The sequence below is a fragment of the Micromonospora sp. WMMD1274 genome, assembly GCF_049179035.1.
GTDB lineage: Bacteria > Actinomycetota > Actinomycetes > Mycobacteriales > Micromonosporaceae > Micromonospora > Micromonospora tulbaghiae.
The window spans coordinates 6,407,912-6,425,994 of record NZ_JBMHMG010000001.1 but is presented as its reverse complement, the minus strand read 5'-3'; the positions used below and the strand labels follow the sequence as shown (position 1 = coordinate 6,425,994).

Genomic DNA, 18,083 nt, shown 5'->3' with positions numbered 1-18,083 from the left:
CCTGTTTCCCGGCCAGGCGGTCCGGAAACCGGATGGGAGCGCGGCCATGGGCACGTTCGGGAGGTCCGTCACGACAGCGTGAGCCGCCGCAGCGTCCCGTCGTCACCGACCCGGTAGAGGTCGAGCCGGTTGGCTCCGGCGGCGAACAGCCGGTCGTCGGCGAGCAGCGCCGCGAAGCGCCGTCCACCGGCGTCCGGCGGCACCACGGGTACCACCGCGCCGACCGTGCCGTTCACCGCCACGGCGAGCCGGGTGCCGTCGGGCACGTCGTCCGGCACGGTGCCCCAGACCAGCGCGGGCAGCCCGCCGCCGGCCGGGTCGACCGCGTCGAACGCGTCCCGGTTCGCCACCGTCGCGGACCCGCCTGCCGGCACGTCCCCGACCCGGGTGCCGACGAGCGGGTCGACCGGGAGCGGCGGGAGCGGGGCGGGCACGCCGCCGGTGACGGTGACCGGCTGGCCGGGGCGGTCGTAGAAGCGCTTGTCGGCCCGCTCGCGCGGCGCCGCCTTCGCCGACCGGCCGTCCATCCGCCAGGGCACCCGCATGTGCGTCTCGTCGGCGATCGTGGGCAGCAGGTCGACGTGCTCCCAGTTGCGGTCGTCCACCCGTCCGGCGCGCTGGCCGGGCTCCTTGACGAACATCGGCACCCAGGCCACCTCGTTCGCGGCGTGGTCGATGGCGTCCATCCCCCGGCCCTGCCAGTCCCGGCGGAAGCTCACCCCGTGGTCGGCGGTGACCACCACCAGCGCCTTGTCGTAGAGGCCGGTGGCGCGCAGCGTCCGCAGCGTCTCGCCGATCAGCCGGTCGGTGTAGCCGAGCTGGGCCAGGTGCCGGGCGCGGGCCAGGTCGACCCAGCCGGCGCCGTCGTTGGGCAGGTCCTCCGGCGCCGCGTAGTGCGCCCCGGACGGCAGGTACGCCCACGGCGAGTGCGGCATCAGCAGGTGCAGGAAGTGCAGCGTGGGCCGGGTGTCGGGGCGCAGCCCGGCCAGGAACGAGGTGAACCGGGCCGGCTGGTTGTCGTCGAGGGTGTCCCAGCGGAACTTCGGGTCGTCCGGCACCGGCTCGGCGGCGTCCAGTCCGGCCTCGGCCGCGGTCCGCTCGCGGTAGGAGTCCTCCGGGTCGACCCGGCTGTCCACCGGCGCGGCGATCCGGCCCATCAGCTTGCCGCTCTCCCGCACCAGCACCCCGAGCCCCTGTTCCGGCGTGGTGGCCTGCTCGCAGCGGCTCGGCGGGCAGAGCCGGGTGATGCTCTCCTCGGCCTTGATCCGGTAGAGGCCGCCGAGCGCGGTGAACAGGTTGTCCGGGTACTGCGAGTAGTGCGGCGCCGCCCCCCGCTCCGGGTAGCGCCCGGTGAGCATCGCGGGCAGCGCGTAGGGCGTCCAGCCGCTGACGCCGGTGGCGTTGCGGTACCAGGTCGACCCGCCGGCCAGCGCCGCGAAGTTCGGGTAGCGCTCGGCGTCGATCCGGCCGTCCGGACCGAGCAGGGACACCAGCGGCAACTCGTCCAGCACGATCATGACCACCGGCGGGTGCGCACCCGCGCCGGCCACACCGGCCGCGCCGCCCTCACCGCGCGGCAGCACCACCGCCGACGCGGGCGAGGCGAACAGGAACAACCCGACGAACACCAGTGGCCCGGCGGCGGCCACCCGCAGCACCCGCCGCGGCGCCCGCCACCGCCGGTGCGCGGCCGCGCCCGCGGCTCCGGCCGCACCGGCGACGACAAGCAGGGGTACGCCTCGAAGGGGCGTGACGTGCCGGCCGACCTGGACCGCCAGCGCGGCGAGCAGCAGTCCCACGAGCGCGGTGTGCGCGACGGACCGGGTGAGGCGTCCGGCGGGCAGCGCGAGCACGCCGAGCAGCGCGAACACCATCGTCGGCGCGAGCGCGATCAGGGCGACCAGCAGCAGCACGTCGGCCCGGGAGGCGCGGTGGAACAGGAAGAAGTCGGGGCTGCGGCCGAGCACGTCGAGCAGCGGCTGGGTGACCACCAGCCCGATCAGCGCGGCGACCTCGGCCAGCCGGGCGGCCTCGGCCCGCCACCAGGGCCGGCGCTCCCGGCGGTCCGGTCCGGCCGCGCGTTCCCGGGGTGGTGCGAGGGTGTCCTCAGCCACCCACCACCACCTGGTAGAGCGTGCGGGTGCCGGACGGCAACTCGGTCCGGGCGACCACCCGCCCCCGGCGGGCCAGCAGCGCCTCGAAGGCGTCCCGCCGGTAGTCCGGGAACAGGCCGTCCGGCTTGTTCGCCAGCAGCCGGCGGGCCATCGGGTCGTCCGGGTGGACGAACTCCACCACCAGGCTGCCGCCGGTGGCGGTGAGCGCGGTCAGCTGGTCGAGCACCTCGGGCAGCGGCACGTTGCGCCCGATCGCCAGGTGGTGCACCACGGCCAGGGCCAGGACGGTGTCCGCGCGGGCCCGGTCGGCGAACGCGGCCCGCTCGACGCCGCGCCAGCCGCCGCCCGGCGACGGGTCGGCCAGGTCCATCACCAGCGGCAGGATCCGTGTCTCGCCCTCGTCGCGCAGCGCGCGGTAGAGCGTGTCGACCACTGCCGGGTCCTGCTCGACGGCGACGACGTGCGCGGCGTGCCGGGCGGCGATGCGGGCGTACCGGCCGTCGTTGGCGCCCAGGTCCAGCGCCGATCCTCCGCCGACGGCGGCCACCGCCCGGTCGACGAACTCCTCCTTGGCCTGCCGGTCCGGCACCGAGTACGCGCAGGTGCGCTGGTAGTCCGACCAGTGGCTGTCGCCGGGCCGGTGGTCGATCCGGCGGACCAGTTTCGTCAGCCCGCGTACCGTGGCCAGCGCCAGTTCCCGGGAGAACCCGGCGGCGCGCAACTGGGCGCGGACGTCGGTGGTGCTCGCGGCGGAGTTGCGGGCCTGCATCGCGCCGTGCAGGTGCACGTGGGTGGGCACGCCGGCTCGCCAGCGCCGGGCACCGCCGAACAGCCGCCGCATCTGGTCCGGCTCGACGCCGTCGACGCGGGCGCGCAGGAACGGCTGGAAGTCCAGCCCGAGGTGGGCCTGGATCAGCAGCGGGTAGAGCAGCGTCTGGCAGAACTGCCGGTAGCCGGCCCAGGGTTCGCCGTCGCGCAGCGCCTCGAACGAGCCGACGTCGATGAAGACGGGCCGGGCGCCGCGCCACTGCACGTTGTAGGCCGAGCCGTCCTTGGTGGTGAAGCCGGCTTCCAGGGCGGCCCGCAGCACGTCCAGGTGCAGCAGCGCGGCGTCGCGCAGCATCGCGTACGACCACTCGTAGGGGTGCGAGACGAACGGGATCCGCTCGTGCCGCAGCACCGCGGTCCAGGGCGCGTCGACCGGGGTCGGGGTTAGTTCCTCGGTGCCGACGATCTGCCCGCTGGTGGTGGCCTGCCGGAAGAAGTCGGTGACCGCCAGCGCCCGCCAGTCGCGGGCCGAGCGCTCGTCGAGCCCGCGCAGCACCTCGTCGCCGCGGTGGAACACCCGGTTGCCGGGGTCGCGGAAGGAGCCGGGTTCGACGCGGACGCCGGTGTCGGGAATCGTCACGCCGCCGGGCCCTGGTCGGTGGGCTGACGCCGGAACCGGGACACCAGGCGGCGCCAGTAGAGCTTGGCGGCCACTGCCACCCCGGCCACCCCGCCGACCACCGCCTGCACGATGAGACTGCCGGATCCCGCGTCCAGGTAGGCCAGATGCGTCACGGCTGCTTTTCCTTCCCTCGCCGGTCATCGGAGCATGCCCGGAATGCGAGCTTTGTTGCTCGGAGCCGGACTTGTCCCCCACCGTAACGTCTGGGCGACCGGCCGCGCGGCCACACCGGCCACTCGTCCCCCGTCCGATCCGTTCAAGACGGGCCGGGCCGGGCGCGCCTACCGTGGCCGGCATGACACCGCAGTTCGATCTGGTCGGGACCGTGGTCACCGACATGGCCCGCACGCTCGACTTCTACCGGCGGCTGGGGCTGCCGATCCCGGCCGGCGCCGAGACCGAAGGGCACGTCGAGGTCACCCTGCCGAACGGCGTACGGCTGGCCTGGGACACGGTCGAGACGATCCGCAGCTTCTACCCCGACTTCGACCCGTCCGGCGGCAACAACCGGATGAGCCTGGCCTTCCGCTGCGCCGACCCGGCCGAGGTGGACCGCTGGTACGCCGAGCTGACCGGCGCCGGGCACCACGGTGAGCTGCCGCCGTGGGACGCGTTCTGGGGCCAGCGGTACGCGGTCCTGCACGATCCGGACGGCAACGGCGTGGACCTGTTCGCCCCGCTGCCCACGGCCGAGTAGACGCGAGCCGGCTCGCGGGCCGCTTCCGGGCCGGTCAGCTCGCCTGCGGGCGGCTCCGGGCCGGGGCGAGCAGCCGGGTCGGCGGCACCCCGGCCATCTCGCGTACCTCGCGGGTCAGGTGGGCCTGGTCGGCGTACCCGCTGCGCACCGCCACCTCGGCGAGCGGCGCGCCGGCGCGGGCCAGGTCCAGCGCGCGGCGCATCCGCAGGATGCGGGCCAGCGTCTTCGGGCCGTACCCGAAGAGGGCCCGGCTGCGGCGGTGCAGGGCGCGCGGGCCGAGGCCGACCTCGGCGGCGGTCGCGGCGACGGTGGCCCCGGCGGCCAGACGGGCGGCGACCCGCGCGCCGACCGGGTCGGGGCCGCCGGCCGCGCGCAGCCGGTCGCTGGCGACCCGGGTGAGCACCCCGGCAGCTTCGTCGCCCGGCGCGGCCAGCGCTGTCTCGACCCGCTCGGTCACCTCGGCGGCGGCGCGGCCCCACAGGTCGGCCAGCGGTACGCGGCGGTCCCGCAGTTCCTCGGCCGGCACCCCGAACACGGCCGGGCCGGTCCCCGGCGGCAGGCGCAGCCCGATCCACCGGTCCCCCGGCGCGGACCGCGACAGGTGCGCGGTGCGGTCCGGGCCGGCGACGAGCAGCCCGGACCGGCTGGACCAGAGCAGGTCCAGGCACCCGTCCGGCAGCACGCGCGTCTCGCCCCCACCGGAGACGCTGCTCCACAGCACCCCGCCCGGAACCCCCGCCGCTCTCCACTCCCGGTACACACCCCCAACCCTGCCACCACCCCGTCGATCATGAAGTTGACGGCACCGGCGCCCGGCGTGTCGCGCCGCCAACCTCATGATCGACGGGATGTTCCTGGGGGGCCGGGGGCGGGGGTCAGGGGCGGTGGTGCATGGCCAGGCGGAGCAGGAGGAAGCGCAGGGCTGTCGCGGCCAGGTTGGCGGCCACCAGGACGGTCAGCTCCCGTCCCCGACTCGGGGGCGTCGTGGCGTGCAGCACGGCCAGGGAGCCGCTGGTCAGGGCCAGGCCGAGCGCGAACGCCAGCAGCCCCTGGAGGTGGTGGCGGCCGGCGTGCCGGCGTCCGGTCACCCCGAACGTGAGCCGCCGGTTGGCCGCCGTGTTGGCCACCGCGGTGAGCAGCAGCGCCAGCAGGTTCGCCGGTTGCGCACCGAGCGGGCCGCGGGCCAGCAGGAACAACAGCAGGTACGCGAGCGTGCTCGCCACGCCCACCGCGGCGAACCGGGCGAGCTGCCGGGGCAACCCGGCCGGCACCTGCGCCGGGGGCGCCGGCAGCGGTCCGCGCCCGAGCTGGGCGCGCAACCGCGCCAGCGGCAGCGCCCCGGTCACCAGCGCCCGGCCCAGCCGGCCGATGCCGCGCAGGTCGGCCAGCGCGGTGGCGACGATGTCGACGCGGCTGTCCGGGTCGTCCACCCAGTCCACCGGCACCTCGTGGATGCGCAGCCCGGCCCGCTGCGCCAGGACCAGCAGCTCCGTGTCGAAGAACCAGCCGGTGTCGCGTACCAGCGGCAGCAACTCGGCGGCCACGTCGGCGCGGATCGCCTTGAACCCGCACTGGGCGTCGGAGAAACGCGCCGCGAGCGCGCCGCGCAGCAGCAGGTTGTAGCCCCGCGAGATGACCTCCCGCTTGGCGCCCCGGACCACCCGGCTGGTCCGCGCCAGCCGGGTGCCGATGGCCAGGTCGGAGTGCCCGGAGATGAGTGGCGCGACCAGCGGCAGCAGCGCGGCCAGGTCGGTGGACAGGTCCACGTCCATGTACGCGAGCACCGGCGCCGGCGAGGCCGACCACGCGGCGCGCAGCGCCCGCCCGCGTCCCTTCTCGTCCAGGCGCAGCACCCCCACCCCGGGCAGCTCGTCGGCGAGCGCCCGCGCCACCGCCGGCGTGCCGTCCACGCTGGCGTTGTCGGCCACCGTGATCCGGAACGGGTACGGGAAGTGCGCGGTCAGGTGCGCGTGCAGCCGCCGGACGCAGGGGCCCAGATCGGCCTCCTCGTTGTACACCGGAACCACCACGTCGAGCACCGCGCTGCCGGCGGCGGGCCGGGCCTGCACGGCGGCCCGGGGAGCGTACGTGCCGGTCATGGCTCAGCCCTGCTTTCCGCTGCTCAGGTCGTACACGGTCACGCCGTCGACGGTGGTGGCGGTGAAGTTCTCGGCGACCCAGGCGGCGATCTCGGCCGAGGCGTTGCTGCCGCCGTTGGCCCGGAACCCGCCGCCGCCGAGGAAGTAGTGGATCCGCCCGTCGGCGACGTACCGCTGGAACTGCGCGAGCGTCGGCGACGGGTCGCTGCCGTTGAAGCCGCCGATCGGCATGACCGGGCGACCGGTCGCCAGCTGGTAGCCGGAGGCGTTGTTCGAACCGACAGTGGCGGCGACCCAGGTGTAGTCGTCGGCGTCGGCGGTGAGCAGCGCGGTCATCTCGGCGCTCGGCTCGCGGGCGTCGAGCAGCCCGCCCATGCCCCCGCCGCGCTGTCCCCGCCCTTCCTGCCTGGTCCCGCCGTCCTGGCCGGGGAAGCCGCCCTGACCCGGCGCGCCGCCCGGCAGGGTGCCGCCGTCCTGGCCGGTGCCGCCGTCCTGACCGGTGCCGCCGGGCGCGCCCGGAGCCGAACCACCACCAGGGAATCCGGGGAACCCACCGGCGTTCGCCCCGCCGTCCTGGCCGGTGCCGCCCGGGCCGGAGCCGTCGGAACCCGTGCCGTTCGAACCGGTGCCGTCCGAACCGGTGCCGTTCGAACCGCCCGGGAAGCCCGGGAACTGCCCGTTCCCACCGCCCGGCATCCGCCCGCCCGGGCCGCCCGGGCCGCCGGGGCCGCCCGCTCCGGCCGGCCCGGCGCTCGGGATCGAGCCGCTGTGCGGGGTGGCTGCGGTCTGCATCGCGTACGCGGCCGGCCCGGCCAGCGCCACCGCGATCCCGGCGACGGACACCACCGGCACGACCCACCGCGCAACCCGCCCGGCAAACCCGGCCCGGTGCCCCGACGTCGCCCCCGCCTCGGAGTTGACCAAGGAGTTCGCGTCACCCGGAACGCCACTTCCGGACACAAACTCCTTGATCACCGGGGCGGGCGGGGCGGGCGGGGCGGGCGGGGAGGGTGGGGAGCCGGGAGAGGGTGGGGAGGGCGTCCGGTGGGGGCGGGCGAGGAACGCTGCGGTGGCCAGGAGGGCGGCTGTGGTCAGGCCCAGGGCCAGCACCGTGGGGCGCAGCCAGGGGTGCCAGTCGGGGGTGCGGCCGAGCAGGTGCCAGGACCACCAGGCGGTGACCGCCAGCGTGCCGGCCAGGAGCAGCGTGGCGGCTGGCCGGCGCCACCGGATCGGCGCGGAGCGGGCACGCCACAACAGGGTGGTCCCGATGCCGACCAGCGCGCCGACCGCCGGGGCCAGGGCGACCGTGTAGTACGCGTGGAAGATCCCGGACATGAAGCTGAAGATCAGGCCGGTGACCAGCAGCCAGCCGCCCCACAGCAGCAGACCGGCCCGGGTGCGGTCGGTACGCGGCGCCCGCCCGGCCAGCCACAGGCCGGCGACCAGCAGGATCAGCGCGGCGGGCAGCAGCCAGGAGATCTGCCCGCCGATCTCGGTGTCGAACATCCGCAGCAGGCCGGTCCGGCCGGAGAACGGCCCGCCGCCTCCCCCGCCGGGCCCGCCGCCTCCCCCGCCGGGCCCGCCGCCTCCCCCGCCGGGCCCGCCGCCTCCCCCGCCGGGCCGGCCGCCACCGCCGCCGACGCTGCCCACCTCGTCGCCGGTGATGCGGCCCAGCCCGTTGTAGCCGAGCGTCAACTCCAGGATGCTGTTGTTCTGCGAGCCGCCGATGTAGGGGCGGGCGCTCGCCGGCACCAGCTCGACGATCGCCACCCACCAGCCGGCGGAGACGACCACGGCCAGCCCGGCGAGCAGGAGCTGGCGGATCCGCCGTCCGAGGCCGGTCGGGGCGGCCAGCAGGTAGACCCCGGCGAAGACCGGGATCACCAGGAACGCCTGGAGCATCTTGGTGAGGAAGCCGAGGCCGACGAGCACGCCGGTCAGCGCGATCCACCGGGTGCTGGCCGTCTCGACCGCGCGCACCGTGGCGTACGCGGCGGCGACGAGCAGGAACACCAGCAGCGCGTCCGGGTTGTTGAACCGGAACATCAGCGTCGCCACCGGGGTGAGCGCGAGCACCGCGCCGGCGAGCAGTCCGGCGGCCGGGCCGTACCAGCGGCGGACCGTCGCGTACAGCACGCCGACCGAGGCGACGCCGAGCAGCGCCTGCGGTACGAGGATCGACCAGCCGTTCAGGCCGAAGATCCGCACGGAGAGCGCCATCAGCCACAGCGATGCCGGGGTCTTGTCCACGGTGATCGAGTTGGCCGCGTCGGACGAGCCGTAGAAGAACGCCGTCCAGCTCTGCGACCCGGCCTGCACGGCGGCCGAGTAGAACGCGTTGGCCCAGCCGGAGGCGCCCAGACCCCACAGGTAGAGCAGCGCGGTCACGACCAGCAGGCCGACCAGGGCCGGCCGGGCCCAGCGCGGGTCGCGGTCGGTGCGGGTCTGCGGGGGTACGGGCGCGGGGGCCGGCTCGGTGCCGGGTGGCGCGGCCGTGGGCACGGTCGGCAGGCTGTCGGTTCGGTTCATGCCGGCAAGCCTCGGCGGGTCCGCTGGCCCGCTCCCGTGAGCGGCCTATGCGTCGGCTGTGGATCCCGGCAGCCAGACCGTGAACGCGGTGTGGCCGGGCCGGCTGACCACGTCGACCCGCCCGTGGTGGGCCTCCACCACGGCGGCGACGATGGCCAGGCCCAGGCCGGTGCTGCCCTGCGCGCGGGAGCGGGAGCTGTCGCCGCGCGCGAACCGCTCGAAGACCTCCGGCCGCAACTGCTCCGGGATGCCCGGCCCGTCGTCGGTGACGCGCAGCTCGACGCCGCCGGGCGCGGGCGCGAGCCGGACGGTGACGGTGGTGCCGGCCGGGGTGTGCACGCGCGCGTTCGCGAGCAGGTTCGCCAGCACCTGGTGCAGCCGGTGGGCGTCGCCGGTGACGGTGAGCGGTTCGTCGGGCAGGTCGAGTTGCCAGCGGTGGCCGGGCCCGGCGACGTGCGCGTCGCTGACCGCGTTGACGGCCATGGCGGTCAGGTCGACCGGCTCGGCGGCCAGCGGGCGGCCGGAGTCCAGCCGGGCCAGCAGCAGCAGGTCGTCGACGAGGCTGGTCATCCGGGTGCTCTCCGACTCGACCCGGCGCAGCGCGTGCGCCACGTCGGGCGGCACCTCCTGGCGGCCCCGGCGGGCCACCTCGGCGTACCCGCGGATGGCGGCGAGGGGTGTACGCAGCTCGTGGCTGGCGTCGGCGACGAACTGGCGTACCCGGGTCTCGCTGGCCTGCCGGGCGGCGAGCGCGGCGGCGACGTGGCCGAGCATCCGGTTGAGCGCGCCGCCGACCTGCCCGACCTCGGTGCGGGGATCGGTGTCGGCGGCCGGTACCCGCACGGACAGGGCGACCTCGCCGCGGTCCAGCGGCAGTTCGGTGACCCGGGCGGCGGTGGCGGCGACGCGGTTGAGCGGGCGCAGCGTGACGCGGACGACGAGCGTGCCGAGGGCACCGGCGATGACCAGGCCGGCGCCGATCACCCCGGCCTGCGCGACGAGCATCCACATGACCGTGTCATCCACCTGGGCCAGCGGGATCGCGAGGACCAGGATGTCCCCGTCGCCGCGCGGCGACCGCATCGCGATCGCCCGGTACTCGCCCCGGTCACCGACGACGACGGTGCGCGGGCGTTCGCCGGCGGGTACGCGGGCCAGCGCGGCCAGGTCGGCGCCGGGCACCGCCTCGCTGTCGCCGTCGCCGGACCGGACCCGGCCGGCGGGTTCTCCGGTGACGGGCACCCGGACCGCGATCGAGCCCGGCGGGAACCCGCCCGGAGGAGCCGGCGCCACCTCGTCGGTGTCCGGCGGGGTGGGCCGCTGGTCCGGGCGCGGTGGGTCCATGCCGCGGCGGGCCCAGCGTTCGAGGTCGTCGGGCCGCCGGTCGCCGAAGGTGAGCTGGTTGTCGATCTGGTCGATCAGGAAGTGCCGCAGCGCCACTGTGGTCAGGCCGCCGATGCCGAGGCTGACCAGCGCGAGCAGCGCCACCACGGAGACCACCAGCCGGCGGCGCAGCGACCAGCCGGCCAGGCGGCGGCGCAGCCGGCCGCCCCCGTCACTCGGCGGGTTTGAGGACATAACCCGCCCCGCGCAAGGTGTGGATCATGGGTGCCCGGCCCGCGTCGATCTTCTTGCGCAGGTACGAGATGTACAGCTCGACCACGTTGGCCTGGCCGCCGAAGTCGTAGTTCCACACCCGGTCGAGGATCTGCGCCTTGCTGAGCACCCGGCGCGGGTTGCGCATGAGGTAGCGCAGCAGCTCGAACTCGGTGGCGGTGAGCGTGATCAGGTCGTCGCCGCGGCGCACCTCGTGGCTGTCCTCGTCGAGGGTGAGGTCGCCGACGGTGAGCACCGCCTCCTGGCGGGCGGCGACCGCGAACCCGGAACGGCGCAGCAGCGCGCGCAGCCGGGCGATCACCTCCTCCAGGCTGAACGGCTTGGTGACGTAGTCGTCGCCGCCGACGGTGAGCCCGGCGACGCGCTCCTCCACCGCGTCGCGGGCGGTCAGGAACAGCACCGGCACGCTCGGCGACTCCTCGCGCAGGCGGCGCAGCACCTGGAAACCGTCCAGGTCGGGCAGCATCACGTCGAGCACCACGGCGTCCGGGCGGAACTGGCGGGCGGTGCTGATCGCCGCCATCCCGTTGCCGGCGGTCGCGACCTGCCAGCCCTCGTACCGCAGGGCCATGGAGAGCAGGTCGGTGAGCGTCGGCTCGTCGTCGACCACGAGCACCCGTACCGGTTCGCCGTCCGGTCGGCGCAGCTCGATGCGGCCCTGCGCGGACTGCGCGTTCATGACCATGCCCCCATCGTGGGCGGACCCGCTGTCGCCGGGCTGTCCCGATCCTGTGTACCAGCTGTGCGCGCCGTTCGGCGGCGATCCGGGCAGGTGCGGCCGGGTCTTCCGCACCGGGGCTACCCGGTGGTAACTTCCCGGCATGTCCATCGATGGTCGTGTTTCCGGCCGGTTGGCCGGCAAGGTGGTGCTGGTGACCGGCGCGGCCCGGGGCATCGGCGAGCACACCGCCCGCCTCGCCGCGGCCCGCGGCGCCCGGTTGTCCCTCGTCGGGCTGGAACCCGACCGGCTCGCCACGCTCGCCGCCGAGCTGGGCCCGGGGCACGCCTGGTTCGCCGCCGACGTCACCGACCAGAACGCCCTCGCGTCGGCGGTGGACGGGACACTGGCGACGCTGGGCGGGATCGACGCGGTGGTGGCGAACGCCGGGGTGGCCAACCGCGGCACGATCGCCGTCGGCGACGTCGAGGCGCTGGTGCGTACCGTCGAGGTCAACCTGATCGGGGTGATGCGCACCGCGGCGGCGACCGTGCCCGCGCTCGTCGACCGGGGTGGCTACCTGCTGATCGTCTCCTCGGCCGCGGCGTTCGCCGCGCTGCCCGGCATGGCCGCCTACTGCGCCTCCAAGGCCGGCGTCGAGCAGTTCGGCAACGCGGTCCGGCTGGAGCTGGCCCACCGGGGCGTGGCGGTGGGCACCGCCCATCCGTCGTGGGTGGACACGGATCTGGTCCGCGAGGCGCGCGCCGACCTGCCGGCCTTCTCCACCGCGCTGGCGAAGCTGCCCTGGCCGCTGCGGCGCACCACCACGGTGACCGAGTGCGCCGAGGCGTTCGTCCGGGCGATCGAGCGCCGCAGCCGCCGGGTGTACGTGCCACGCGCCGTGGCCGGCGTCCAGGCGGTGCGGTCGGCGCTGGTCAGCCCGCTGGCCGACCGGCTGGTGGGCCGCACCGCCCGGGCCACCGTGCCGCTGATCGAGGAGCAGTCCCGGGCGCTGGGCCGGGGCTTCGGCGCCAGCACGCCGCAGGGGCGGCCGTGAGCGCGCCGGTGGAGGTCGTCTACGAGCGGCGGGGCACCGGGCCCACGCTGGTGCTGCTGCACGGCATCGGTCACCACTGGGCCGCCTGGCGGCCGGTGATGGACCGCCTCGCCGAGGAGCACGACGTGATCGCCGTCGACCTGCCGGGCTTCGGCCGCTCCCCGGTGCCCGCCGCCGGGCTGCCCGCCGACATGCCCGGGCTGGCCGCGGCCATGGTCGAGCTGTTCGGCGCGTTCGGTCTGGACCGCCCGCATGTCGCGGGCAACAGCCTCGGCGGCGCGATCGCGCTGGAACTGGCCGCGCTCGGCGCCGTCTCCTCGGCCACCGCGCTGTCGCCGGCCGGGTTCTGCACCGCGCGCGAGCTGCGCTGGGCGCTGACCGTGCTCTCCCTGCACCGCAACGCGGCCCGGCTGCCCGAACCGGTGCTGCGCCGCCTGTTCGCCGCGCCCGCGCTGCGGATGCTGGCGATGGGCATGATCCTGGCCCGGCCCAACCGGATGGCCCTCGACGACGCGCTCGCCGACGCCCGCGCGCTGCGCCAGGCCCGGGCGTTCCGCGCCGTCGCCCGCGCCGGGCGGGGGTACGCCTACGCGGGCGCACCGACGGTGCCGGTGACAGTCGCGTGGGGTACGCGGGACCGGATCCTGCCGTACCGCCAGGCGGCGCTGGCGCGTACCCGGCTGCCCGGCGCCCGGCACCTGGACCTGCCCGGCTGCGGGCACGTGCCGATGCACGACGACCCCGAGCTGGTCGCCTCGGTCATCCTCGGCACCACCGGCGTCCGGCCGGCCTGACGCCTCGCCTGCGGCCGCTGCGGAGTCTCACTCGGTCGCACCGAACGGGAACGTGTGCACGTACCGCATCGTCCAGCCACCGGGTGACGCGTGGTCGTCGCGCTCGTAGAGGTGGTCGGCCACCCCCTCGGCCGGCTCCTCCGGATGACGCAGCACCCACCGGGGTGGTGGCACGCCGTCCGGCCCGGCGGGCAGCTCCCGGGTCAGCTCGTCGGCCGGCCCGCCGACGAACCGTACGCGCACCACCGCCACCGCTTGTCCTCCGTCCGTCGACACCCTCGCCGCGAAGCTACCCCGCCGGGGTGCGTACCCTCGGCGGTTTGCACAGCTCCGGGGCCGGGTAGCGGGACCGGAGGGCACCGGACGAGGCGAGGAGTGGGCGATGAGGACGCTGGGCGGGCGGTACGAGCTCGAACAGCGGGCCGGCCTGGGTGGCATGTCGGAGGTGTGGCGCGCGCACGACCGCGTGCTGGACCGGACCGTCGCGGTGAAGCTCATCTCGCCCGCGCTGGACGGCGACGCCGGCTCGGTCGAACGCATCCGGGACGAGGCGCGTTCGGCGGCTCGGCTGGTGCACCCGAACGTGGCGAGCGTGCACGACTTCGGCACCGCGACGCTGCCGGACGGGCGGCCGGTGCCGTACATCGTGATGGAGCTGGCCGAGGGCGAGACGCTCGCCGCGCACCTGCGCAGCGGGCCGCTGGACTGGCGGATCGCGGTGCGGGTCTGCGCCGAGGTGTGCGCCGCGCTCGCCGCCGCGCACGCGCACGGCATCGTGCACCGGGACGTGAAGCCCGCGAACGTGATCCTCACCCCGTGCGGGGTGAAGGTGCTCGACTTCGGCATCGCCACCCCGGCCGGCGCACCGGACCGCACTCCGGACGGCGTCGTGGTGGGCACCCCGGCGTACCTGGCGCCGGAACAGCTCGACCGGCAGCCCGCCACCCCGGCCGCCGACATGTACGCCCTCGGCGTGCTCCTGTACTACTGCCTCACCGGCGAGCTGCCGTACGAGGCGGGCAGCACCACCCAGTTGCTCGGGTCGCGCCGCCGCCGGCCGCCCCGCCCGCTGCCCGAGGTTCCCGGCCTGCCGGGCGAGGTGGCCGAGCTGTGCCGCAGCTGCCTCGACGCCGACCCGTCCGCCCGGCCGACCAGCCCGATGGCCGCGTTGCTGCTGGCCGAGGCCGTGGACGCCCGGGTCTACGTGCCGATGACCGCGGTGCTGCCCCGGCAGCGCGCGCCGCAGGTGTCGCCGTGGACCAGCCGGGCCGCCGCCGAGGCCACCGAGGCGATGGCGGTGGACGCCGCGCCGAGCGGCCGGGTCGGCTGAGCGCTCCTACTGCCTGCCCGGGCGCGGTTTCGCCGCTCGGGGTCCGGGAACGCGGTCCGGTGAGTGACGGGAGGAACGCGATGCCGGATCCGAGTTCCTGGCTGGCCGAGACGGCCACGGCGACCGCGGCGGGCGGTCACGTACGCACCGACGACGGCGGGCTCTCCTCCGCCCTGGCGTCCCCGCTGGCGCCGCACTGCACCGGCCTGACGCCGGAGCAGCTCCTGGCCGCGGCGTTCGCCTCCTGCCTGCACCACGCGGCGGTGGAGGCCGCCGGGGAGATCACCGACGAGGCGCACACCGTGCAGGTGACCGCCGAGGCGAAGCTGGGCCGCGACGACGACGGCCGCTACCGGGCCGACGTGCACGCCGAGATCTCCTCGGCGGGACTGACCCGGGACCAGTTGGCCGATCTGGTCGCGTACGCCGACCGGCTCTGGCCGTTCTCCAGCGGCGACCCGAGCCGGCACCGGCTCACGGTGACCCCGGCGGAGAACGGCCGGCACTGAGCGTTCACCAGCGGAAGCCGGCGGTCACCGCCCGGTGGTCACTGTCCGGGGTGCGCAGCACCCCGGCGGTGGTCGGCGTCAGTCCCCGGTAGAGGACGTGGTCGGGGCGGGTGACCGGCAGCTCCGCCGGCCAGGTGAACCCGAATCCCTGCCCGGCCTCGGCCTGGGCGTCGCCGAGCAGCCGGGTCAGCGGGTCGAAGACCCGGTCGGTGGTGGCGGTGTTCAGGTCGCCGAGAACCACCAGCCGGTCGGCCGGATCGGCGCGCACGGCGTCGGCGAGCGCGGCGACGGTCTGGTCCCGGGTGGCGGTGTGCCCGGCCCGCGCGGAGCCGAGGTGGACCACGTACACGGTCAGGTCGCCCCGGGGCGCGGCGACCACGGCCCGCAGCGCGCGGTCCCAGCCCAGCCCGGTGTCGACGCCGTGCGCCTCGCGGATCGGCCACCGGCTCCACAGCGCGACAGTCGACACCACCGCCCGGTGCGGGTAGCGCTCGGCCAGCACGGGCGCCACCCGGTCGCCGTCGGCGACCTCCTGGAGCCCGATCAGGTCCGGGGCGTCGCCGGTGAGCGCGCCGACGGTGGCAGCCGGGTCGGGGTTGCCCACGCGCAGGTTCTGGCTGACCACGCGAACGGCTGCGCCGTCCGCGCCGGCGGCCGGGGGCAGCCACGCGCGGCCGTAGAGCCAGGCCCAGACCAGGGCCGGCAGCAGCACCGCCAGCAACGCCGGCCGGGAGCGGCGCAGCAGCGCCGCGAGCGCGAGCAGCGGTACGGCGATCCCGAGCAGCGGGGTGACGCTGTCCACCAGGCTGCCCAGGCCGTTGACGTTCGGCACCGCCCGGTGCCCGGCCAGCAGCAGTGCGAGCAGCACGGCGCAGACGACGAGGATCGTGCCGCGCCGGCTGCGGGGGCCGGGCGGGCGCTCGTCGACCATCCGCTCCGTCACCGTCGGAATCGTATCGAGCGCCCCGGTCGTCGCGCGGCGACCTCACCATGATCCACAGCCCCGGCACCGGAGCCGCCGGATCGCGATCGGTCGATCCCGGCCGTCGGCGGACCCGCCGCCGCGCGAGGGCCGCCCGACCAGGGCACCCTCGGCCGAACGGAGGAGCCGGGCGTCCGCCGCAGCCGGCTCTCCCGGACGTCCGTTTCGCACCGTCGAAACCGACATAGGCATTGTTCCGGTTACGCGAGGTTAGCGGTTTTGATGATCAGCCACCCCTAATGCGGCCCGCGAATCCGGCAGATTGTGGCGCATGCCACCAATCACCCCGATGGCAAAGGGCCGGAAGCTTTCTAGCCTCGGCGGGTGCATCCCGACCACCCCGATCATCAGCCGCTGCCCGCCAACCGCCCGGTTCGCCGAACGATTGACCCGGCATCAGCCGAACGGAGAGTGGGACGTCACCGCGCCCCGGAACCGCCACGTCGCGGACCGGCCCGGTCCGTACCCGGCCGGATCGCGGTGGCCACCGGCGTCACCTGCTGCCTCGGCCTGATCGGCGTGGCCGCCGTCGGCGAGACCGGCCCGGCGCACCTGGAGGTACGCGAGGCGGTCGCCGACCGGGCCGCCGCCGACCAGCGCGCCTCCCGCGACTTCACCCGGGTCGCGCCACCGGCCGCCGCGGCCCTGCCGCCGCCGGCTCCCACACCCAGCGCCACCCCGGCGACGAAGAAGCCGCCGCGCAAGCCCGTACCACCCAAGCGCCCCCGGCCGGTCGCCGGCCTGGACCAGCGGCAGATGGACAACGCCAAGGCCATCGTCGACGTGGGCCGGGAGATGAAGATGCCCCGCCGGGCCCTCGTCGTCGCAGTGGCCACCGCCATGCAGGAGAGCAACCTCTACAACCTGGCCAGCGACGTGCTGCCGGAGTCCTTCGACCACCCGCACCAGGGCAGCGGCTCCGACCACGACTCGGTCGGGCTGTTCCAGCAGCGCCCCAGCAGCGGCTGGGGCACTGTCGCCCAGCTCATGCGGCCGGCGTACGCGGCCCGCGCCTTCTACGCCGCGCTGCGCGAGGTGCCGGGCTGGGAGGACATGAGCGTCACCGCCGCCGCCCAGGCGGTGCAGGTGTCCGCCTACCCCGACGCGTACGCCCGGCACGAGAAGCGCGCCACAACCGTGGTGGCGGCGCTGGTCTGACCGGCACGGATCAGGCGGCGCTGCGCCCGGCACCACCGGGCCGCACGCTCGCCGCGGCGGTGGGCGTGTCCACCGCGACCCGCTCGCCCCGTGCCCCGGCCAGGATCTCGTCGACCCGCGACTCCCGGCGCCGGCGCGCCAGCAGGGCCGCCTCGAACTCGCGGCGCGCCCGCACCGCCTCGGCGTACGCCTCCTCCCGCAACCTGCGGGCCTCCTCGCGCGCGGCCTCCAGCTCGGCGCGGGCCTGCGCCAGCAGCTCCGCGGCCTCCCGTTCGGCGGCCGACGGGCGGGACGGGCCCCCCTCGACCGGGGCGGTACGGCGATGCAGGAAGTCGCACAGGTGCAGGGCGTCCGACCGGATCTGGTCCCACTCCCGGCCGGCCCCAGCGGCGCCCTCCGCACGCGCCGCCAGCCGCCCCAGCCGCAGGCTCAGCTCGTCCAGGCAGGCGTCGACCTGACGTCTGTCGTAGCCGGTCTCCACCACCGAGAACCTCATGCGTCGCCCCCCAGGCAGCCGGTGTGCGTCCCCACCTGCCGATCCTGCGGTCCGGGCGCTCCCGGGCGCGGCCGTTCCCACAAAATGTTCAGGATGCGGTGGCCCGGACTTCCCGCCCCTACTGGTGCTTCGGGAGCACGACCACCCGTCCGAAGAACTCGTCGATCCGGCGCACCACGTCGTTGAAGTCGTCCAGGTCGATCGGCTTCGTCACGTACGCGTTGGCCTGCAAGGTGTAGCTGCTGACCACGTCGGTGTCGGCGTTGGAGGTGGTCAGCACGACGATCGGGATGGTCCGCAGGCTCTCGTCACCCTTGACCTCGCCGAGCACCTGCCGCCCGTCCATCCGGGGCATGTTCAGATCGAGCAGGATCACGTCCGGGCGCTGCGCCTCGGTGTGCCGGCCCTCGCGGCGGAGGAACTCCATCGCCTCCTGGCCGTCGGCGACCACGTCGATGACCTTGTCGACGTCCGAGTCGGCGAGCGCCTCCTCGATCATCAGGACGTCGCCCGGGTCGTCGTCCACCACCAGGATGCGAACGGGGCTGGGACTGGTCTGACCCATCGGTTTACCTGCTTCGTGGTGAGGAGGG

18 protein-coding genes are annotated in these 18,083 nt (G+C 75.6%); 6 read left to right on the top strand and 12 right to left on the bottom strand.

Going from position 1 to position 18,083, the window contains the following annotated elements; translation table 11 throughout:
* Positions 1-68: 68 nt before the first annotated feature.
* Genes ACN27D_RS30325 through ACN27D_RS30315 form a run of 3 tightly spaced genes read right to left on the bottom strand, consistent with a single transcriptional unit; the run spans position 69 to position 3,677 of the window.
* A complete protein-coding gene (locus tag ACN27D_RS30325; RefSeq protein WP_421500636.1) occupies positions 69-2,114 on the bottom strand; it encodes a sulfatase-like hydrolase/transferase in 2,046 nt (681 codons plus the stop codon).
* Entirely contained in the window at positions 2,107-3,522 is a 1,416-nt protein-coding gene (locus ACN27D_RS30320; protein WP_421500635.1) for a methyltransferase domain-containing protein, read from the bottom strand. Before ACN27D_RS30320 ends, ACN27D_RS30325 begins: the two co-directional genes overlap by 8 nt.
* Entirely contained in the window at positions 3,519-3,677 is a 159-nt protein-coding gene (locus tag ACN27D_RS30315) for a hypothetical protein (RefSeq protein ID WP_018787270.1), read from the bottom strand. The genes ACN27D_RS30320 and ACN27D_RS30315 overlap by 4 nt, the downstream gene beginning before the upstream one ends.
* A gap of 182 nt (positions 3,678-3,859) precedes the next feature.
* Between ACN27D_RS30315 and ACN27D_RS30310 the strand changes: the two genes are divergently transcribed.
* Positions 3,860-4,261 carry a VOC family protein gene (locus ACN27D_RS30310; RefSeq protein ID WP_120573811.1) on the top strand — a complete coding sequence of 134 codons (402 nt, stop codon included), beginning with the start codon at positions 3,860-3,862 and terminating at the stop codon, positions 4,259-4,261.
* A gap of 34 nt (positions 4,262-4,295) precedes the next feature.
* Here ACN27D_RS30310 and ACN27D_RS30305 read toward each other — a convergent pair whose 3' ends face one another.
* From ACN27D_RS30305 to ACN27D_RS30285, 5 genes are all read right to left on the bottom strand, one after another.
* A complete protein-coding gene (locus ACN27D_RS30305; RefSeq protein ID WP_421500634.1) occupies positions 4,296-5,021 on the bottom strand; it encodes a helix-turn-helix domain-containing protein in 726 nt (241 codons plus the stop codon).
* A gap of 115 nt (positions 5,022-5,136) precedes the next feature.
* Positions 5,137-6,360, bottom strand: coding sequence for a dolichyl-phosphate beta-glucosyltransferase (locus tag ACN27D_RS30300; protein ID WP_120570156.1), 1,224 nt, complete (start codon positions 6,358-6,360; stop codon positions 5,137-5,139).
* Positions 6,361-6,363: 3 nt separating this feature from the next.
* Positions 6,364-8,889 carry an ArnT family glycosyltransferase gene (locus tag ACN27D_RS30295; RefSeq protein WP_421500633.1) on the bottom strand — a complete coding sequence of 842 codons (2,526 nt, stop codon included), beginning with the start codon at positions 8,887-8,889 and terminating at the stop codon, positions 6,364-6,366.
* A 45-nt stretch (positions 8,890-8,934) separates the two neighbouring features.
* The gene (locus ACN27D_RS30290) at positions 8,935-10,467 is read right to left on the bottom strand and encodes a HAMP domain-containing sensor histidine kinase (protein ID WP_421500632.1); all 1,533 of its coding nucleotides are present in this window, start codon (positions 10,465-10,467) and stop codon (positions 8,935-8,937) included.
* Complete coding sequence (locus ACN27D_RS30285; RefSeq protein ID WP_420900729.1) at positions 10,445-11,191, bottom strand: response regulator transcription factor; 747 nt, start codon at positions 11,189-11,191, stop codon at positions 10,445-10,447. The genes ACN27D_RS30290 and ACN27D_RS30285 overlap by 23 nt, the downstream gene beginning before the upstream one ends.
* A 136-nt stretch (positions 11,192-11,327) precedes the next feature.
* Here ACN27D_RS30285 and ACN27D_RS30280 point away from each other — a divergent pair, with 136 nt between their 5' ends.
* The gene (locus tag ACN27D_RS30280; RefSeq protein ID WP_358176171.1) at positions 11,328-12,221 is read left to right on the top strand and encodes an SDR family oxidoreductase; all 894 of its coding nucleotides are present in this window, start codon (positions 11,328-11,330) and stop codon (positions 12,219-12,221) included.
* Entirely contained in the window at positions 12,218-13,015 is a 798-nt protein-coding gene (locus tag ACN27D_RS30275; protein ID WP_120570160.1) for an alpha/beta fold hydrolase, read from the top strand. The genes ACN27D_RS30280 and ACN27D_RS30275 overlap by 4 nt, the downstream gene beginning before the upstream one ends.
* Before the next feature lie 27 nt (positions 13,016-13,042).
* Here ACN27D_RS30275 and ACN27D_RS30270 read toward each other — a convergent pair whose 3' ends face one another.
* Positions 13,043-13,267, bottom strand: a complete 225-nt coding sequence (locus ACN27D_RS30270; protein ID WP_120570161.1) for a hypothetical protein — start codon at positions 13,265-13,267, stop codon at positions 13,043-13,045.
* Positions 13,268-13,397: 130 nt separating this feature from the next.
* Here ACN27D_RS30270 and ACN27D_RS30265 point away from each other — a divergent pair, with 130 nt between their 5' ends.
* Positions 13,398-14,345 (top strand): serine/threonine-protein kinase, encoded by a 948-nt coding sequence (locus ACN27D_RS30265; RefSeq protein WP_252448998.1) that lies wholly within the window; start codon positions 13,398-13,400, stop codon positions 14,343-14,345.
* An 80-nt stretch (positions 14,346-14,425) separates the two neighbouring features.
* A complete protein-coding gene (locus tag ACN27D_RS30260; RefSeq protein WP_013285994.1) occupies positions 14,426-14,854 on the top strand; it encodes an OsmC family protein in 429 nt (142 codons plus the stop codon).
* A gap of 4 nt (positions 14,855-14,858) precedes the next feature.
* On the opposite strand, the gene ACN27D_RS30255 is transcribed toward ACN27D_RS30260, so the two are convergent.
* Positions 14,859-15,797: an endonuclease/exonuclease/phosphatase family protein gene (locus ACN27D_RS30255; RefSeq protein ID WP_421500631.1), complete on the bottom strand. Its 939-nt coding sequence runs from the start codon at positions 15,795-15,797 to the stop codon at positions 14,859-14,861.
* A 363-nt stretch (positions 15,798-16,160) separates the two neighbouring features.
* Here ACN27D_RS30255 and ACN27D_RS30250 point away from each other — a divergent pair, with 363 nt between their 5' ends.
* On the top strand, positions 16,161-16,994 hold the full coding sequence (locus ACN27D_RS30250) for a hypothetical protein (protein WP_421500630.1): 834 nt from the start codon (positions 16,161-16,163) through the stop codon (positions 16,992-16,994).
* A 10-nt stretch (positions 16,995-17,004) separates the two neighbouring features.
* Here the strand turns inward: ACN27D_RS30250 and ACN27D_RS30245 are convergent, their stop codons facing one another.
* Both ACN27D_RS30245 and ACN27D_RS30240 read right to left on the bottom strand, forming a co-directional pair.
* Entirely contained in the window at positions 17,005-17,490 is a 486-nt protein-coding gene (locus ACN27D_RS30245) for an ATPase (protein WP_252448995.1), read from the bottom strand.
* A gap of 118 nt (positions 17,491-17,608) precedes the next feature.
* Positions 17,609-18,055, bottom strand: a complete 447-nt coding sequence (locus tag ACN27D_RS30240; RefSeq protein WP_120570165.1) for a response regulator — start codon at positions 18,053-18,055, stop codon at positions 17,609-17,611.
* Positions 18,056-18,083 lie beyond the last annotated feature (28 nt).

Coding starts and splice junctions, on each gene's coding strand:
- ACN27D_RS30280 (WP_358176171.1), top strand. CDS start 11,328: ATGTCCATCGATGGTCGTGTTTCCGGCCGGTTGGCCGGCAAGGTGGTG.
- ACN27D_RS30300 (WP_120570156.1), bottom strand. CDS start 6,360: ATGACCGGCACGTACGCTCCCCGGGCCGCCGTGCAGGCCCGGCCCGCC.
- ACN27D_RS30285 (WP_420900729.1), bottom strand. CDS start 11,191: ATGGTCATGAACGCGCAGTCCGCGCAGGGCCGCATCGAGCTGCGCCGA.
- ACN27D_RS30265 (WP_252448998.1), top strand. CDS start 13,398: ATGAGGACGCTGGGCGGGCGGTACGAGCTCGAACAGCGGGCCGGCCTG.
- ACN27D_RS30260 (WP_013285994.1), top strand. CDS start 14,426: ATGCCGGATCCGAGTTCCTGGCTGGCCGAGACGGCCACGGCGACCGCG.
- ACN27D_RS30245 (WP_252448995.1), bottom strand. CDS start 17,490: ATGAGGTTCTCGGTGGTGGAGACCGGCTACGACAGACGTCAGGTCGAC.
- ACN27D_RS30310 (WP_120573811.1), top strand. CDS start 3,860: ATGACACCGCAGTTCGATCTGGTCGGGACCGTGGTCACCGACATGGCC.
- ACN27D_RS30295 (WP_421500633.1), bottom strand. CDS start 8,889: ATGAACCGAACCGACAGCCTGCCGACCGTGCCCACGGCCGCGCCACCC.
- ACN27D_RS30240 (WP_120570165.1), bottom strand. CDS start 18,055: ATGGGTCAGACCAGTCCCAGCCCCGTTCGCATCCTGGTGGTGGACGAC.
- ACN27D_RS30290 (WP_421500632.1), bottom strand. CDS start 10,467: ATGTCCTCAAACCCGCCGAGTGACGGGGGCGGCCGGCTGCGCCGCCGC.